Source organism: Acinetobacter sp. YH01006, from assembly GCF_013420445.1.
Lineage (GTDB): Bacteria > Pseudomonadota > Gammaproteobacteria > Pseudomonadales > Moraxellaceae > Acinetobacter > Acinetobacter pseudolwoffii.
Window position 1 is genome coordinate 154,111 of record NZ_VOYB01000004.1, and the last position, 16,725, is coordinate 170,835.

17 protein-coding genes are annotated in these 16,725 nt (G+C 45.4%); 9 read left to right on the forward strand and 8 right to left on the reverse strand.

Going from position 1 to position 16,725, the window contains the following annotated elements:
- Positions 1-4 precede the first annotated feature (4 nt).
- From FTT73_RS05335 to FTT73_RS05360, 6 genes are all read left to right on the forward strand, one after another.
- Complete coding sequence (locus tag FTT73_RS05335; RefSeq protein ID WP_074383416.1) at positions 5-607, forward strand: phosphatase PAP2 family protein; 603 nt, start codon at positions 5-7, stop codon at positions 605-607.
- Between the two features lie 35 nt (positions 608-642).
- On the forward strand, positions 643-1,908 hold the full coding sequence (locus tag FTT73_RS05340) for an efflux RND transporter periplasmic adaptor subunit (RefSeq protein ID WP_034608437.1): 1,266 nt from the start codon (positions 643-645) through the stop codon (positions 1,906-1,908).
- Positions 1,909-1,921: 13 nt separating this feature from the next.
- On the forward strand, positions 1,922-5,098 hold the full coding sequence (locus FTT73_RS05345; protein ID WP_005097783.1) for an efflux RND transporter permease subunit: 3,177 nt from the start codon (positions 1,922-1,924) through the stop codon (positions 5,096-5,098).
- The gene (gene adeK, locus FTT73_RS05350; protein WP_005097784.1) at positions 5,098-6,570 is read left to right on the forward strand and encodes a multidrug efflux RND transporter AdeIJK outer membrane channel subunit AdeK; all 1,473 of its coding nucleotides are present in this window, start codon (positions 5,098-5,100) and stop codon (positions 6,568-6,570) included. The genes FTT73_RS05345 and adeK overlap by 1 nt, the downstream gene beginning before the upstream one ends.
- Before the next feature lie 106 nt (positions 6,571-6,676).
- On the forward strand, positions 6,677-7,033 hold the full coding sequence (locus FTT73_RS05355; protein ID WP_005097785.1) for a YbjQ family protein: 357 nt from the start codon (positions 6,677-6,679) through the stop codon (positions 7,031-7,033).
- 3 nt (positions 7,034-7,036) lie between these two features.
- The gene (locus FTT73_RS05360) at positions 7,037-7,555 is read left to right on the forward strand and encodes a YbjQ family protein (RefSeq protein ID WP_005097787.1); all 519 of its coding nucleotides are present in this window, start codon (positions 7,037-7,039) and stop codon (positions 7,553-7,555) included.
- A 280-nt stretch (positions 7,556-7,835) separates the two neighbouring features.
- Here FTT73_RS05360 and FTT73_RS05365 read toward each other — a convergent pair whose 3' ends face one another.
- Positions 7,836-8,333 (reverse strand): DUF2505 family protein, encoded by a 498-nt coding sequence (locus tag FTT73_RS05365; RefSeq protein WP_005097789.1) that lies wholly within the window; start codon positions 8,331-8,333, stop codon positions 7,836-7,838.
- A 147-nt stretch (positions 8,334-8,480) separates the two neighbouring features.
- Entirely contained in the window at positions 8,481-8,756 is a 276-nt protein-coding gene (locus tag FTT73_RS05370; protein WP_180078202.1) for a hypothetical protein, read from the reverse strand.
- A 170-nt stretch (positions 8,757-8,926) separates the two neighbouring features.
- Here FTT73_RS05370 and FTT73_RS05375 point away from each other — a divergent pair, with 170 nt between their 5' ends.
- Positions 8,927-9,811, forward strand: coding sequence for an alpha/beta fold hydrolase (locus tag FTT73_RS05375; protein WP_180191124.1), 885 nt, complete (start codon positions 8,927-8,929; stop codon positions 9,809-9,811).
- A 53-nt stretch (positions 9,812-9,864) separates the two neighbouring features.
- On the opposite strand, the gene FTT73_RS05380 is transcribed toward FTT73_RS05375, so the two are convergent.
- The gene (locus FTT73_RS05380; protein WP_005169777.1) at positions 9,865-10,350 is read right to left on the reverse strand and encodes a hypothetical protein; all 486 of its coding nucleotides are present in this window, start codon (positions 10,348-10,350) and stop codon (positions 9,865-9,867) included.
- A 372-nt stretch (positions 10,351-10,722) separates the two neighbouring features.
- Between FTT73_RS05380 and FTT73_RS05385 the strand changes: the two genes are divergently transcribed.
- On the forward strand, positions 10,723-11,190 hold the full coding sequence (locus FTT73_RS05385) for a GNAT family N-acetyltransferase (protein ID WP_005097793.1): 468 nt from the start codon (positions 10,723-10,725) through the stop codon (positions 11,188-11,190).
- Here FTT73_RS05385 and FTT73_RS05390 read toward each other — a convergent pair.
- The 5 genes from FTT73_RS05390 to FTT73_RS05410 form a co-directional block, all read right to left on the reverse strand.
- Positions 11,187-12,989: a diguanylate cyclase gene (locus tag FTT73_RS05390; RefSeq protein WP_100357896.1), complete on the reverse strand. Its 1,803-nt coding sequence runs from the start codon at positions 12,987-12,989 to the stop codon at positions 11,187-11,189. The genes FTT73_RS05385 and FTT73_RS05390 overlap by 4 nt on opposite strands.
- Before the next feature lie 229 nt (positions 12,990-13,218).
- A complete protein-coding gene (locus FTT73_RS05395; RefSeq protein WP_005097798.1) occupies positions 13,219-13,557 on the reverse strand; it encodes an FKBP-type peptidyl-prolyl cis-trans isomerase in 339 nt (112 codons plus the stop codon).
- An 84-nt stretch (positions 13,558-13,641) separates the two neighbouring features.
- Positions 13,642-14,265 (reverse strand): MgtC/SapB family protein, encoded by a 624-nt coding sequence (locus FTT73_RS05400; RefSeq protein WP_005097799.1) that lies wholly within the window; start codon positions 14,263-14,265, stop codon positions 13,642-13,644.
- Positions 14,266-14,350: 85 nt separating this feature from the next.
- The gene (locus FTT73_RS05405; protein ID WP_005169770.1) at positions 14,351-14,881 is read right to left on the reverse strand and encodes a YaeQ family protein; all 531 of its coding nucleotides are present in this window, start codon (positions 14,879-14,881) and stop codon (positions 14,351-14,353) included.
- A 101-nt stretch (positions 14,882-14,982) separates the two neighbouring features.
- Entirely contained in the window at positions 14,983-15,990 is a 1,008-nt protein-coding gene (locus FTT73_RS05410) for a GTP-binding protein (RefSeq protein ID WP_100357878.1), read from the reverse strand.
- A gap of 389 nt (positions 15,991-16,379) precedes the next feature.
- On the opposite strand from FTT73_RS05410, the gene FTT73_RS05415 reads away from it, so the two are divergent.
- Positions 16,380-16,601: a hypothetical protein gene (locus FTT73_RS05415; protein WP_180078206.1), complete on the forward strand. Its 222-nt coding sequence runs from the start codon at positions 16,380-16,382 to the stop codon at positions 16,599-16,601.
- Positions 16,602-16,725: the final 124 nt, after the last annotated feature.

Sequence of the window (16,725 nt, forward strand, 5' to 3'; positions counted from 1 at the left end):
TGGCATGCATTACTTGTTACTTTTTGTCGGTATTTTATTTTTAATTTTCAGTGTGTTCATCCTGAATATCCCTGCTTTAAGCAAGCTTGATTTGCACGCAGTGGAAAGGATGAGTCTGTATCGCACCGAGTTTTGGAATCGAATTACTCTGTCCTTATCAGTGATAGGTGGCATGCCATTTGTATTATTTTTATCCACACTATGGTGTATTGCCTTGCTGTGGTATAAAAAGCATACAAGCGTAATTTTTATATGTATCGGAATTATCGGAGGAATACTCCTAGCTTGGCTGTTAAAGTTTGCAATTGCCCGACCCCGACCACCAGAGTCCTTGCATCTGGTTGAAAGTTTTGGAAGTTCCTTTCCAAGTGCGCATAGTCTGTATGCGGCATGTCTGGCTTGTCTGGCAATTTACATGTATCGGCAACATTCTCGCTTTACCATCATCATGATCGGTGCAGGCTTATGGATGCTGATGATGGGGATTTCAAGAGTTTATCTAGGCGTACATTTTCCTTCAGATGTCATATCCGGCTGGAGTATCAGTTTTATTTGGATTTCGTTGTGGTATATGGTCTGGATCAGATATTGCGCGGCGCACAAATAAGAAAATTTAGATAAAGATCTAATAGAGGTGAAACAATGATGTCTGCAAAGCTTTGGGCACCTGCCCTGACTGCTTGCGCATTAGCAACAAGTCTTGCACTTGTTGGTTGTAGCAAAGATCCAAAAGAGGGCCAGCAAGCTGGTGCTCAACAACAAATGCCACCGACTGAAGTCGGTGTTCTTGTTGCACAACCACAAAGTGTAGAGCAGTCTGTAGAGCTCTCGGGTCGTACAACAGCATTTGAAATTTCAGAAGTACGTCCGCAAGCCAGTGGTGTGGTGCTTAAACGCTTGTTCACTGAAGGCAGTTATGTGCGTGAAGGTCAGGCTCTGTACGAAATCGATTCAAGCACCAACCGTGCGACCGTGGATAATGCTCGTGCAGCAATTGCCCGTGCTGAAGCCAATCTGGGTGTATTACGTGTGAAGGAAGGCCGTTACCGCCAGCTGGTTGGAACCAATGCCATTTCTAAACAAGAATATGATGACATCGTGGCACAGGTCAAACTGGCTGAAGCCGATCTGAATGCCAACCGTGCCACCTTGCGTAATGCCGAAATTAACTTGGGCTATTCGACTGTACGTGCACCGATCTCGGGCCAGACCAACCGTTCGTCTGTCACTGCGGGTGCATTAGTGACGGCGAATCAACCAGAGCCATTGGTTACCATTCAGCGTTTAGATCCAATTTATGTGGATATCAACCAGTCCAGTGCTGAGCTTTTACGTTTACGTCAGCAGCTCAACAAAGGCGATTTGAATAGCTCAAACAACACTAAAGTGAAGTTAAAGCTTGAAGATGGCAGCATCTACCCGATTGAAGGCCGTCTTGCATTTTCGGATGCCAGCGTAAATCCGGAAACAGGTACGGTGACTTTACGTGCGGTATTCCCGAACAAGAACCATTTACTCCTGCCAGGTATGTTTGCGACTGCGCAAATCGTACAGGGTGAAGTGCCCAATGCCTTCCTGATCCCACAAGCGGCGTTGACCCGTACTCCAACAGGTCAGGCAATGGCGATGCTGGTCGGTGCTGATGGTAAAGTAGCACCACGTCCAGTCACGACCACCGGCTCTCAAGGCAACAACTGGATTGTGACTGAAGGTCTGAATCCAGGTGATAAAGTGATTGTGGACGGGATTGCAAAAGTGAAACCTGAACAGCAAGTTGTAGCTAAACCTTATCAACCTCAAGCTGCTGCGCCACAAGGTGCTGCACCGCAGCAGCCTGCAGCAAGCGAGAAAAAGGCAGATGATGCAAAGAAAGAACAACCTGAACAAAAACCTGCTGCAAATGCATAAGGAGTAATGGTTCATGGCTCAATTCTTTATTCATCGCCCGATTTTTGCATGGGTGATTGCATTGGTTATCATGCTGGCCGGTATTTTAACCATCAGCAAAATGCCAATTGCACAATATCCAACGATTGCTCCGCCAACCGTGACCATTTCTGCGACTTATCCAGGTGCATCTGCTGAAACTGTTGAAAATACAGTCACCCAGATCATCGAGCAGCAGATGAACGGTATGGATGGCTTACGTTATATCTCGTCTAACAGCGCGGGTAACGGTTCTTCTTCTATTTCCTTGAACTTTGACCAGGGTGTTGATCCTGATATCGCACAGGTTCAGGTTCAGAACAAATTACAGTCTGCCACTGCACTTCTTCCCGAAGATGTACAGCGTCAGGGTGTGCGTGTCACCAAATCCGGTGCCAGCTTCCTTCAGGTATTGGCTTTCTATTCACCTGATGGCAGCCTGACCGCCGATGACATCAAAGACTATGTCAACTCGAATATTTCTGAACCTTTAAGCCGTGTGGCCGGGGTTGGTGAAGTTCAGGTCTTTGGTGGCTCTTATGCGATGCGCATCTGGCTAGATCCGGCCAAAATGGCCAGCCTGCAAGTAACACCGAGCGATATTGCGACTGCAATTCGCACCCAGAACGCACAGGTTGCGGTCGGTCAGCTTGGTGGTGCTCCTGCTGTTGAAGGTCAAGTGCTGAATGCAACCGTAACGGCTCAAAGCCTGTTACAAACCCCAGAACAGTTCAGCAATATCTTCCTAAAAAATACCACTTCGGGCGCGCAAGTTCGTCTGGGTGATGTTGCACGGGTGGAACTCGGTGCAGATAACTATCAGTTTGATTCGAAATTTAATGGCAAACCGGCTGGTGGTGTGGCAATTAAACTTGCCACAGGTGCTAACGCGCTTGATACAGCAAAAGCGGTTGAAGAACGCTTAGAACAGTTACGTCCGAACTATCCGCAAGGCATGGTCGATCAACTGGCCTTTGATACAACACCATTTATTGAACTGTCGATCAAGAGCGTAGTCAAAACGCTGATCGAAGCGATTATCCTGGTGTTCCTGGTCATGTTCCTGTTCTTGCAGAACTGGCGTGCCACGATCATTCCAACCATGGCCGTTCCAGTCGTGGTCTTGGGTACCTTTGCCGTGATTAACGTCTTCGGCTTCTCGATTAATACCCTGACCATGTTTGCCATGGTGCTGGCGATCGGTCTTCTGGTCGATGATGCCATTGTTGTGGTCGAGAACGTAGAACGGGTCATGGTGGAAGAGCATCTGGATCCGGTTTCTGCGACTGAAAAGTCGATGAAACAGATTTCTGGCGCACTGATTGGTATTACCTCGGTGCTGTCAGCAGTATTCGTTCCTATGGCATTCTTCGGTGGAACCACCGGGGTTATTTATCGTCAGTTCTCGATTACGCTGGTCACAGCAATGGTCTTGTCGCTGATAGTGGCATTAACCTTTACCCCTGCCCTGTGTGCGACCTTGCTGAAACAGCATGATCCGAACAAGCCGCAAAGTAACGGTATCTTTGCCCGCTTCTTCCGCTGGTTTAACCGCAGCTTTGACAATGTGGCGGTGAAATATCAGGGCGGCGTAAATCGCATGACCCACAGCAAGATTTTCTCAGGCATTGTCTATGCAGTAGTGCTGGGTGTTATCGTGCTGCTGTTCCAGAAACTGCCGTCTTCATTCCTGCCGGATGAAGATCAGGGTGTGGTTATGGCGCTGGTTCAGCTACCGCCAAATGCTACCCTGGAACGTACCGACAAAGTGGTCAACACCATGACCAACTATTTCTTGGAAAACGAGAAAGATCATGTCGAGTCGGTGTTTAGTGTGGCAGGTTTCTCCTTTACCGGTGTGGGACAAAACGCAGGTCTGGCCTTTATTAAACTGAAAGACTGGTCTGAACGTAACAGTCCGGAATCTCAGGTCGGTGCCATTATTCAACGTGGTATGGCGCTGAACATGATTGTCAAAGATGCCTCTTATATCATGCCATTGCAGCTTCCTGCGATGCCTGAACTGGGTGTGTCGGCTGGCTTCAACTTACAGCTCAAGGCTGCAAGTGGTCAAAGTCATGACCAGCTTCTGGCAGCACGTAATGCAATCCTGGGCATGGCAGCACAAGATTCGCGTCTGGCAGGTGTACGTCCAAACGGTCAGGAAGATACTCCTCAGTACCGTGTCATTGTGGATCATGCGCAAGCAGGTGCACTGGGTGTCAGCGTTGCCGAAATTAACAGTACTATGGGTATTGCTTGGGGCGGTTCGTACATCAATGACTTCATTGATCGCGGTCGGGTCAAGAAGGTATATGTTCAGGGTGAAGCTGGCTCACGTATGATGCCGGAAGATCTGGACCAGTGGTATGTGCGTAATAATCGCGGTGAAATGGTGCCTTTCTCGGCCTTTGCCACAGGCGAATGGACCTATGGTTCACCACGTCTTGAACGTTATAACGGCGTATCGTCGATGAACATTCAAGGTACACCGGCTCCGGGAATCAGTTCGGGTGATGCCATGGTGGCCATGGAAGAAATTGCGGCGAAGTTACCAGAAATGGGCTTAACCGGCTTTGACTTCGAATGGACCGGTCTGTCTTTGGAAGAACGTGAATCTGGTGCACAGGCGCCGTTCCTGTATGCCCTGTCACTCCTGATCGTATTCCTGTGTCTGGCAGCCCTGTATGAAAGCTGGTCGATTCCGTTCTCGGTTCTGCTGGTGGTGCCATTGGGTATCGTCGGTGCATTGCTCATGACTTATGGCGGGATGGTGCTGCTGCAAAACCCGAACCTGTCGAATAACATTTACTTCCAGGTGGCGATCATTGCCGTGATTGGTCTTTCTGCGAAAAATGCGATCTTGATCGTGGAATTTGCGAAAGAGCTACAAGAGCAAGGTGAAGATTTATTCGAAGCAACCTTGCATGCGGCGAAAATGCGTTTACGTCCAATTATCATGACCACTTTGGCCTTTGGTTTTGGTGTATTGCCGCTTGCCCTGGCTTCAGGTGCAGGTGCAGGTAGTCAGCACTCAGTCGGTTATGGTGTACTTGGTGGCGTGATCAGCTCGACCTTGTTAGGTATCTTCTTTATCCCGGTATTCTACGTGTGGATTCGAAGTATCTTTAAATACAAACCAAAACAACAAAATCAGGAGTATAAGTCGTAATGCAAAATGTATGGTCTATTACAGGTCGTAGCATTGCGGTATCTGCCCTTGCGCTTGCTTTGACAGCCTGTCAAAGCATGCGTGGTCCAGAGCCGGTTGCACAGGCAAATATCCCGAGCAGCTATACCAATGCGTCTGGTACTTCTGTAGCAGAACAAGGTTATAAAAACTTTTTTGCCGATCAGCGCCTGTTACAGGTGCTCGATCTGGCATTAAACAATAACCGTGATCTGCGCACTGCTGCCCTGAATATTCAACGCGCCCAGCAACAGTATCAGATTACTGAAAACAATCAGTTACCGACCATTGGTGCCAGTGGCAGCGTGTTACGTCAAGACACGGGCAGTAGCAATCCTCAAAGCCGCGGTGCTGTAACCACCTATAATGTAGGTCTGGGTGTAACCGCATTTGAGCTGGACTTTTGGGGGCGTGTACGTAGCTTAAGTGACAATGCACTGGATAACTTCCTGGCGACTCAAAGTGCGCGAGATGCGACGCAAATTGCACTGATTGGTCAGGTGTCTCAAGCCTGGCTCAGCTATTCATTTGCCAATGCCAATCTGGCTTTGGCTGAACAAACGCTAAAAGCACAGCTTGAATCGTTTAACCTGAACAAGAAACGTTTTGATGTCGGGATCGACAGCGAACTTCCTGTGCGTCAGGCCCAGATTTCCGTCGAAACGGCACGCAATGATGTCGCGAATTACCGCACTCAGGTGGCACAGGCACAAAACCTGTTAAACCTGCTGGTCGGTCAGCAAGTGCCTGCGACTTTATTGCCGGCACAACGCGTAACCCGCATCACATCCAATACGGCACTGGGTGCAGGCTTGCCAAGTGATCTGCTGATTAACCGTCCAGATGTACGCGCTGCCGAGTATCGTCTGTCTGCAGCGGGTGCCAATATTGCAGCAGCACGCGCACGCCTGTTCCCGACCATCAGTTTGACCGGTTCAGCAGGTTATGCATCGACCGATTTAGGCGATCTGTTTAAATCAGGCAGTTTTGGCTGGTCCTTTGGCCCAAGTCTGGATATTCCAATTTTCGATTGGGGTACCCGTCAGGCCAATATCCAGATTTCTGAAACCGATCAGCAAATTGCATTATCAGATTACGAAAAGTCGATTCAAGCCGCTTTTCGTGAAGTAAATGATGCGCTAGCAGTTCGCCAAAACATTGGTGATCGAATTGCTGCACAGCGCCGTCTGGTAGAAGCCACCAATACCACCTATCGCCTGTCGCAGGCACGTTTTCGCGCCGGGATTGACAGCTATCTGACGGTACTGGATGCACAGCGTGCCTCTTATGCCGCAGAACAAGGCTTGCTCTTGCTTGAACAGGCCAACTTGAACAATCAGGTTGAAGTCTACAAGACCCTCGGCGGAGGCTTAAAAGTCAATACCACGGATACCCTGCCGAATCAGCCGTCCGTGACTGAACAACGCCGCGCAGCAGAACAGCAGGCGAAATAGATTTAAAATAGAAAAAGAAAAGCTCACTTCGGTGGGCTTTTTTATTGCATTTTCAAGGCAGTTTTCCTATTGTCATAGACCAGCAATTTATTTAGAAAACATACGCATGTTACTTAGCAATCTGGAATCTGTACCGGGACATACTATTCGCCAACAAATTGATGTGGTTTATGGCAGTACGGTACGCAGCAAACATGTCGGGCGTGATTTACTCGCTGGCCTGAAAAATATTGTCGGGGGTGAGCTTACTGCTTATACCGAGCTGCTGGAAGAATCCCGTCAGGAAGCGATGAACCGGATGGTTGAAAAAGCCCGTAGCATGGGTGCCAATGCGATTGTCGGTATTCGTTTCTCGACCTCCAATATTGCCCAAGGCGCCTCTGAACTGTTTGTCTATGGAACGGCGGTCATTGTTGATCCAGTCATGCCAAAATTACCCGACCCTTTTCCACAGGCAGAATAATTCATGGACGGTTTAATTTTTCAGATCGTCATTTTTGTCATTCTGTTTAGCGTCGGTTTTGGCTTTGGTCGTTATAATGAACGCAAACATTTTCGTTATCTAGACGAACAGGAACAACGACTGGCTTATATCCAGGTCAACAACAGCCGCTTTATCTTATCTGAACATTCCGGACAGATGATCAGCAGTAATGTGGTCATTTCCCATGATTATTTTAAATACGCAATTGCCAATGTGCAGAACATGTTGGGAGGTCGTTTGACCAGCTATGAAAGCGTGGTAGAGCGGGCACGGCGTGAGGCGATTGTACGTTTAAAACTTGAAGCTGAAAGAATCGGAGCCACCCAGATTATGGGGATTCGGCTGAGCACTACGGAACTGGGCATGCAAGGCGGTATGGTCGAAGTCTTTGCTTATGGCACTGCAATTCAGCAATCTGTTTCACCAATCAAAAATATCTATACAAACAATAGCATGCAGATGGTTAGCTCATGTTGCGCAGTACGCGCAGATAATTACTGAATGTGGATCAACTCGCTTATCGACTGGCGATGCAATATCATAGAAGAAGTGATTAAGCTCAAAGTTAGCGGCATAAATATAAATAATATGATGCCGTTTCTTCAGTCGATCAAACGGCACTCAATCCCATCTGTATTGCCTTATTATTTTTCTACGTCTTAAGCCGCATTGCTTAGAGAACGGCAGCAAGCTAAATGGCTATACATTGCCGAATTGACCGCCACCACCCAGCTTAAAAGTGCCCTTTTTAAATATTGGTGAACGAGATGGGTGCACTAATTCAGGCTGTTAGGCTCTTGCGTAATTCATCTTCAACGATACTGAGTTCAATTTCACTAAATTTACGAATCTCGCCTTCTGCATGCTTTTCCAGCATACCGCCGAGCAACGGCACTTTGACCTTTACTGTCCAGTTGAGCTGAAACTGGATCTGGTCTTCATCTCCAGTGACTGCACGCTGACAGGTCGCCTCGATCGGTAAATTTGCCCCGAGTTGTACCGTCGATGTCATTTGATTCAGATCGCTGATATCGGTACGCTGCAAACGGAATGCATCCTTGAGTAATTTTTTTGCCATATCCGGGATGTTGACATCCAGATTATAGGCACGTTTCAAGGTATACATATGCCCCTGCTTTTCCGAGACCAGAATTTCTAAATTTTGCGCAGGAATTCGATGACAGACTGCCTCATGCAAACGAATATCATTGGCCAGACGTTTAAATTCATCAATAGACACGCCATTGATAATTGCTTTCACAGTGAACTGATGTGCCATGCTATTTTTCCTTATTTTTATTGCATTATTCGCTTAGGTCACTCCGGACTATCGCAAATAAAACCAAACACAGAGATGATTCTGCAATTTATATCAACTTTATAGCATCTGTCATTATTCTTTTATCGGGAAATAGCGGCAATTCGGTCAATCTTTGCAAGATAGTTTTGCAGACAACTGTGTCTGGCCACAACTGATCTGTAGCTGCGCTGTGGCATAGTCAATCACGACATGAAATTCATCGGCGCCATCGTCTAGACCGGACACATACCATGTGGTTCCGTTTGGAAAATCCCGCAGCCAGTCTGCTTTATAAAAGTCTGAAACCGAATCAAACTGCACATACAGTTCAGGCTGCGCTTCGATCTTCATTGCCAGAGCCATAAACTTCTGTAATTTCGCCTGCTGAAAATCAATAATCATACTATTTCCCCCTGTTTAGACATGATGATAGCGCAGCAATCTTCATATATGTTTAAAGGGTTCTTCTCGCTATACGACTGCCGAGTTTTGACATCTGGCCCATTATTGGATTAAACATAAGCTAGCGCACAAAAAACAAGATCTCATCCAATATAACGAAGGATATACTCATGGTGCAGGTAAAAATGCAGGTAGAAAGTGTCCAGTTTCTGGCAGAAGATGGTTATAGCTTAAGTGGCAAACTCTACCGGACACCGTCTGTGGCGAAGGCCAATATTGTCGTTGCCTGTGCAACGGGAGTACCGCAAGCGTTTTATCGCCGTTTTGCAGAATATGCAACTCATGCCGGTTTTCAGGTGCTGACCTTCGATTATCGAGGGGTGGCCGCTTCCGCACCGAAACAGCTCAAAGGCTTTAAAATGTCTTATCTGGACTGGGGAGAATATGACCTGAGTGCGGCAATTGAATATTTGGGCCGGACAGGACTGGATATTTATATGATTGGCCATTCCTATGGAGGTCAGGCATTAGGTCTGTGTAAACATCATGACCGCATCGAAGCGATGTACTGTTATGGCACAGGCGCCGGCTGGCATGGTTATATGCCGCTCAAGGAAAAAATCAAGGTTCAGATGATCTGGAATATTGTTTTCCCTCCACTCGTAGCAATCACCGGCTATTTGCCATGGAGCAAATTTAACATGGGTGCAGACTTGCCACGTGATGTCTATCGTCAGTGGCGTAAGTGGTGCAAATATCCGACCTATTTCTTTGCCGATCCGGATTTGAAAGACTTACACACACGTTATGCTGCGGTAAGTACTCCGATTTATGCGGTTGCTGCTCTCGATGATACTTGGGCCCTGCCTAATTCCAGACATGCTTTTATGCAATATTACCGTCAAGCAAACGTGCATTATATTGATCTTAAAGCTGAAGATTATGGTTTAAAGGACATTGGTCATATGGGCTATTTCCGTCAGGGGGCAGAAAAAATCTGGCAAGATGCCTTAAATACCTTTTCCGAATTACATCGGCTTAAATATGCAGCTTGATGTTTAACGCCTATCGTCTCCTGCAAAACTTACAAGCTTCCTGAGCAGAGAGATCAAGCACAATCTGACTGTAAAAGATCGGTACGAATTTCCTGACGATGCTCTTGGCCAAAACGGTCGACATGCGTATAAAACACGCCATAGCGGCCGACATAATATTCCAGTGACTGATGGTAAAAATTCCAGAAAATCGACCACTCCCCTAAATCCATCTGACGAATTTGTGTACTGCTTTGCATGGGCATTTTTTGCAAGATTTCCTGCTGTAACTGCTCTGCCTGTGCCCTGTCCTGAATAGCTACATGACGCTGAAAAAACAGCTGAGCCACATCATCAAACAGTTCCAGTTCATAAGCATCAACCAGATGCACCTGTTCCTCATGCGTAGTCATGACATGTTCTGAAATACTGGCAATTTGTTCAGGTTTTTCTGCACGCTGCGCAGAGAGATAAGACTGGGTTTTATAAATTTTCCGCCCCACGATCCAGGCGGCATTGAACAGCAAAAAAATACACAGCAAGAGCAACAATTTAAACATAGTAGATCATCTCGTGTGGCTGATTTTATTTTTATTACCGAGCACTTCATATTCATTTGAATAATGGCCTAACACCTAGCATACGTCTATTTTTTAGACAGTGCAAACTCCTGCACTATTTCGATGATGGCATCCTTGACTCGATTTTATGGGGATTTAAAGTAAGCACGGCGATTCTAGCAAAGCTTGCTGTAAATTTGAGCACCCGCTCCTGAGAAGCGTTGATTTTAGAAAATCAGATAAACAAAACCGACAGATCAGCAACATAAGTTATCTTCACCTACTGGTTTTTTAAGAAAATCCTCTCAAAAAACTACAAGATTGTTATTTTGTTTCAACCTGCATTTCTCTTCCAATGAAGCCTTCCTGTAAATGTTCGAGAAAATGAATAACATGGTGATTCGTGAAGGGAAGATTCAGGATATACCTCAAATTATTCAGGTGATTCATGACAGTATTCAATCTTGTGTTTTAGATCATCAACGTGAGGACAGTCGCATCCAAAGCTGGCTGGAAAAATTTGATCACGCCAGCCTGATTGTCGATATGCTTTATAACGATTGTTGGGTTTGCCTTGTGCACGACAAAGTAGTCGGGTTTTTATTGGTCAGTGATACTGGAGAAATCCGGATGCATTATGTCGCCCCACATTGCCAGAGGCTTGGATTTGGCACCAAATTATTTAATCAAATGCATGCAGCATTAGTAGAGAAAAAAATCTATCAGATTGCAGTCAAGTCGACTCAAACAGCCCTCAGCTATTATCAGCGATGTGGATTTGATTCCAGCCCTGCACATTCACAAGATGATGGATCATATCTGTATAAATACGTTTTTTAATCCGCGCCCTGCTCAAAGTTTAATTGATCACGCCCGGTGTGTTTGGCCAGATACAGCTGCACATCTGCAGCTTTCATCAAGGCATGAATATCGGCATATTGATGTTGTGGGCTTATCCAAGCCGCGCCCACACTGACCGTGATCCAGGCTTTGCCATCCGGCCGGTTTAGATGTTCAAATTGTTGTTCCCGAACCTGCTGAATGACACGTTCCAGATATTGCAGGGCAACCGGAATCGGTATATCACCAAGCAGAATGGCAAATTCCTCCCCGCCATAACGCGCCAGATAACCCGATTGAGGCAAGCTGGCCTGAATCACCTTAACCAGGTTTTGTAGAATCTCATCACCCTTTAAATGGCCATAATGATCATTATAATTTTTAAAATAATCAACATCCAGCATGGCAAAAAGCAGTGTGGCATGTGAATGTTGCTGGCTTTGCAAAAACTTCTGCTGGATTTCACTATTTAAAGCACGCCGGTTAAAAGCACCGGTCAGCGCATCAATCTTCATCTGATGTTCCAGTTTGGCATTTAGTTGATGCAGTTGCTGGGTACGCTCTTTGACTTTTTGATCAAGCGAACTGTTGAGCTCGATGAGGTTAAAATTTAGCTGTTCTGTCTGATAAGTTTGATGCGCATAGTGTCTAGACTGCTGAAACATAATCAACAAGGCATATAAACTGGTGGAAATGAAAGACAAATGTGTGGTTTGAATGACATTAATCAGCAAGAGATAGTCATTTAAAAATGTCAGACACAAGAAAATAATGGCAAACAGATTCAGGCGTGAATACGGTTGCTTATCACGTAGGGTCTGATAAAACCCGTACATGAAATTCCCAATAATCACCAGACCATAAATCGCACTATAGAGCGCAAGACGTTCAAATAACTCTGGGGTAGAAAATAGCGTCACACTGATATTCAAAATCAATAAGACGATCGCAATATAATAAATCAGCGGTTTTAAATAGCGCTGATTAAACAGATGCATATAACTGAGGAAAAACAATACCGCCAGAAACGTAAACAGATACTCTAAACGTGTTCCCCATAACCAGTCGATATTGGTAAATACCGAATAAGCATAGGGCGCTGAAAACATATTATGCAGGGCCAGAAAGATAATAAAACAGCCAAACACAAAAATGCTTTTGCTATTACGCTCTTTCGATCCTCGAAATATTGAAAACAGGATATTGAAAACACCCACCCCGAGTACTGCGCCACAGGTCATGGCAATACTCATCATCAACTGCTGGAATTGACGATTGACTGTACCTGCGACCCCAATCTGCATTGGGCGTTCCAGCCCTCCATGCAAATGAGTGTAATTCGAGGCCTGAATGCTTAAGGTAATGTATTCACTGTCTGCAACGAAATAGCCAATCCGGGGGGCTTTTTCAGTGATCTGCTGTTCAGGTGTTTTACTGATTTGCCCAAGCCGGACAATAAACTCGCCATTTACATAGACCCGATAAGCGCCATATTGAGCAGGAATCCGAATGGCAATCCGGCGTCCGATAAATTCTTTAGGAATTTTATAATGGCTAATAAATGTGCCATAACCAATATTTGAGTTGGTCAGTATTTTAAAAGAAGCCGGCAATTCCACTGTTTTTGATAACAGTACGGAACTTGGCTGGACAATAAACTGGCTCGGATAAAATAACCATTTCCCCTGCAAAGGGCTGCTGCTGTGTTCGCTAAAATGAATTTCAGAGATATGATCACGGAACTGCTGCTGCACCCCGGGGGATGTGGCAGCGATCTGGGCAGATACTGAAGTGCTCATCAAGATGCCCCAGCTTATGGCCCAAACCCACATTACAAAATAGACATTCCTTATCACGTTTTGCAAAGACAGTAGTTTCCTGAAAAAGAGCTTTATTCTTCTTATAATCTACTTGGAATATCAGGGAGTTCAAATATTTTTTTGTAGTTTATCGGAAGAAGCCCCCAATACTGAGACTTCTCCCGATCAGCATTCACTCATGATACTGAATGAATCTTATTTCAATGAATTAATCACGTGTTTTTACATCAAACAGTTCAATTTCAAAAATCAGGTCTGAATTGGCTGGAATCACTTTGCCCATTTTACGTTCGCCATAGGCCAAATGTGCCGGCACCAGCAGTTTACGTTTACCGCCCACTTTCATGCCCAAAATGCCCTGATCCCAACCTTTGATCACACGGCCTGTTCCGATCACGGTTTCAAAATAATTACCGCGATCAATCGATGAATCAAACTTGGTTCCATCTTCTAGCCAGCCGGTATAGTGTGTGGTAATCAGCGCGCCTTTTACCGCCTCTTTCCCTTCGCCTACTTTTAAATCAATAATTTCAAGTTCGTTAATCATACTTATTTACCTGAGATTGGCATAAATTCAAAAACCAGTATAAACCGGATTGATTGATTTTTTTAGGCTTTAGTCCTTGATGGATTAAAAGCTGAGTTCCTGAATATTCTGATCATTGAGTAAATGCAGGGTGAGTTTTTGATGGTTTTTGGCCGATCCCATCAGCACCCATCTTCCGCTAATCTGCTGCTCAACCTTGCGCTGTGAAGAATGCATGACTTTTAGCTTATATTGTTTGAAAAGCGATTCATAATGGTTGAGCTCATGTTTCTCAAAAGGACAGACAATTTCGTAATTACGTTCCTGATTCAGCGACTCGATCCCGCGCTGTACATACATCAGTAGAACCAGTACCACCATGACCATTAAAGTGGCCCAGATACTCAGGATTTCATAACCCGCACCGGCTGCCATGCCCAGTGCTGCGGTCATCCAGATGGTGGTGGCCGTGGTAATTCCTGAAATACGGTTCTCATCTTTGAGAATGACCCCTGCCCCTAAAAAGCCTAGCCCCGTCAGGACATTGGCCGCCAGCCGGTCAGGATTTTCCACGCCTATTTTCAGGGAAATGATAGTAAACAGACAGGAGCTGAGACTGACCATGATCATGGTACGCAGTCCGGCAGATTTACTGTGATATTCACGTTCTGCACCAATAATGGCCCCGATCGCGACGGCCAGCAGTAAATCATAAAGTTCATGGTACATGACACAACCCTGAGTATTTTTATTCCTCAGGTATACGCAATTTAAGCGACAGGATACAAGTCCAGACGTGCATCCTTATGCGTCCTTATTGTAACTGTTCCCACTCGACCAGCACCTGCCCCTGATCGCCAATCAGAGTCCATTCACCATCCATCACATTGAGCTGTAACTGCATGGTGCGTGCACATAATTGTGGCAATGCATCGGTGGTTGTAGTCGATAATTTCCACACCTCCACATTCTTTAACGTCTTTAATTTGCTGCTGCGCTTATACCATTCATCTACCGCAGAACCATAGGTCACCACAGCCACTTGCTTACAGCGCGCACTGGCTTTTTTGACTTTATCTTCATCCGGGCTACCGACTTCAATCCATTTCACCAATTGACCAGTGAGGTCTTTTTCCCACAAGGCCGGCTCATCGGTTTCAAACAGATCCTTGGTAAATTCCAGCGCTTCATCGGCATAACGCGCATACGCCAGAATACGCACCATCAGGCGTTCAATGGTTTCTGAAGGATGCAGCGCCATCGTCAACTGATAATCTGCATAACGGTGCGTATCCATATCTGCAATATTCAAATCAACCTTATAAATCGTCGCTTTTAACGCCATAACACAATCCTCAAATTTGGCGCCTAGCATATAAGATTTAGCAGTATTTTGCTGAACAGATTTAGGTCAATAACTCATTCAGCGCCTTAGCAACAGTACTATTATTTTTCCGGATCAATACGGCATTGCATCAACGCGCTTTCAAACTCCAGCCAATCCCGTGACTGTTGATAAATCACTTCGATCCGGTTATCAATACCTGCCTCAACCGACTGATAATTAAACTGCTCCGGATTGAAATTAAAGCTTTTCCAGTCCTGATCGGTATTAAAAATTCCTTTGATTCTGAGCCAGTCTTTTTGTTCACACAGCAAGTCGAGCAAATCATAAAAATGAAATTGCCAGCGTTTTGGCAACTTCCAGCCCGCAACCTGATAGCCCTGCGCGCTTTCCACATAATGATAAGGCAGCTGCTGAATCAGCACGGGTGCCTCTGGGGAAGGATTGATCTGTTGCTGTTTTAATAAAGGCTGGAGCTGACGTACAGAACCTTGATAATCCTGTTTAATCTGCTCAATACTCAGCTGTCCCTGCTCTGTGCACAACCACTGCTGGGCATAGACTTGATATTCCGCCTGAAGCTGCGTAAGCGCAGCATGATCTTCGGCTGTCATTAAATCTGTATGTGAAATCACCACAATCTGCGCGGCCTTAAGCTGATCTGCATACAGATTTTGCTGTGACCAATCCTGATCATGCAAACGTGAACCATCAACCACAGTGACCAAAGCCTGCATGTTTAAATGACTGTGCCAATGCGGTTCCGTCAACTGTTCTAACAATTGTGCAGGATGTCCCAGCCCGGTCGGCTCGATAAACAGCCGATCCGGTTTCACTTCGGACAGTAAACGTGACAAGGCAATCTGCATCGGCAACTGACTACTACAACATAGGCAGCCACCCAGTAATTCCTTTACCGCATAGCCTGAATCTTGTGGTAATAACTGCTGGTCGACCCCGATCTGACCGAACTCATTCATCAGTACGGCCCAGATTTCCTGTTCAGGTTTCTGCTGTAATAAATGTTTAAGCAGTGTGGTTTTACCCGCCCCCAAAAATCCAGAAATGATATGGACAGGAATCGGCTGTGCTGCGGACAGAATTTTCAAAATCGGTTCTCAAGAGATTAAATAGACAAGATCATGCCCTGTATTATAGGACACAGCATGGTTGTAGAGACATTTTCTTGCTCAATGGCGACTTGAAACCATCAGTTTATAAGTTAAGAGAATTATCTCAAATAGAGAATCTTGATGTTTATTCATATTTAAAATTTAGCTTTTTGAAACATTCATATACATTTTCATTAAATAGAACACTGCATAATTAACAGTAATTAAACAACTTTCTGCATTGTGTATATGCTGAGTTATTCACTCCGTGTCGCTTTTGTTAATTGATTTGCTCATCAAAATTTCAGTGCTTAGGATGAACTCCTGTCGAATTGATGTGATGGTCAGCTCGGCAAATTATATGACATAAATAAAGGATGCCAAAAATGAAATATGCACAAATCTTACTTGCAACAACGCTTACTGCTGCTGCAGCCACCAGCTTTGCCGCGACTGAAACAACAAATGCAAATACAAACACTGAAGAAAAAGTGATTGTCAGTACCCAGGAATTGCCTGAGTCAAATGCTCCGGTTGCTGGCGCAAATGCAGAACAACCAGCTGCATCTGAAGCTGCAACAGAAAGCGCAACACCTGCAGCACGTTAAGTGATTTAACGACGGGTTAAATGATCAAAGAAAATATCAGGGCAGTATTTCTCCAGTAGGCTTAGCCTGTACTGCCTCATATTGATCGATGCTGAATCATGCTTGCTGCGGGTTCAGCATTTTT

What these genes read in the sequence shown, in the direction of transcription:
- FTT73_RS05365 (WP_005097789.1), bottom strand. Translation starts at nt 8,333, where the DNA reads ATGGCACATCAGTTCACTGTGAAAGCAATTATCAATGGCGTGTCTATT.
- FTT73_RS05415 (WP_180078206.1), top strand. Translation starts at nt 16,380, where the DNA reads ATGAAATATGCACAAATCTTACTTGCAACAACGCTTACTGCTGCTGCA.
- adeK (WP_005097784.1), top strand. Translation starts at nt 5,098, where the DNA reads ATGCAAAATGTATGGTCTATTACAGGTCGTAGCATTGCGGTATCTGCC.
- FTT73_RS05390 (WP_100357896.1), bottom strand. Translation starts at nt 12,989, where the DNA reads ATGAGCACTTCAGTATCTGCCCAGATCGCTGCCACATCCCCCGGGGTG.
- FTT73_RS05380 (WP_005169777.1), bottom strand. Translation starts at nt 10,350, where the DNA reads ATGTTTAAATTGTTGCTCTTGCTGTGTATTTTTTTGCTGTTCAATGCC.
- FTT73_RS05400 (WP_005097799.1), bottom strand. Translation starts at nt 14,265, where the DNA reads ATGTACCATGAACTTTATGATTTACTGCTGGCCGTCGCGATCGGGGCC.
- FTT73_RS05340 (WP_034608437.1), top strand. Translation starts at nt 643, where the DNA reads ATGATGTCTGCAAAGCTTTGGGCACCTGCCCTGACTGCTTGCGCATTA.
- FTT73_RS05375 (WP_180191124.1), top strand. Translation starts at nt 8,927, where the DNA reads ATGGTGCAGGTAAAAATGCAGGTAGAAAGTGTCCAGTTTCTGGCAGAA.
- FTT73_RS05355 (WP_005097785.1), top strand. Translation starts at nt 6,677, where the DNA reads ATGTTACTTAGCAATCTGGAATCTGTACCGGGACATACTATTCGCCAA.
- FTT73_RS05395 (WP_005097798.1), bottom strand. Translation starts at nt 13,557, where the DNA reads ATGATTAACGAACTTGAAATTATTGATTTAAAAGTAGGCGAAGGGAAA.
- FTT73_RS05370 (WP_180078202.1), bottom strand. Translation starts at nt 8,756, where the DNA reads ATGATTATTGATTTTCAGCAGGCGAAATTACAGAAGTTTATGGCTCTG.
- FTT73_RS05385 (WP_005097793.1), top strand. Translation starts at nt 10,723, where the DNA reads ATGTTCGAGAAAATGAATAACATGGTGATTCGTGAAGGGAAGATTCAG.
- FTT73_RS05335 (WP_074383416.1), top strand. Translation starts at nt 5, where the DNA reads ATGCATTACTTGTTACTTTTTGTCGGTATTTTATTTTTAATTTTCAGT.
- FTT73_RS05345 (WP_005097783.1), top strand. Translation starts at nt 1,922, where the DNA reads ATGGCTCAATTCTTTATTCATCGCCCGATTTTTGCATGGGTGATTGCA.
- FTT73_RS05360 (WP_005097787.1), top strand. Translation starts at nt 7,037, where the DNA reads ATGGACGGTTTAATTTTTCAGATCGTCATTTTTGTCATTCTGTTTAGC.
- FTT73_RS05405 (WP_005169770.1), bottom strand. Translation starts at nt 14,881, where the DNA reads ATGGCGTTAAAAGCGACGATTTATAAGGTTGATTTGAATATTGCAGAT.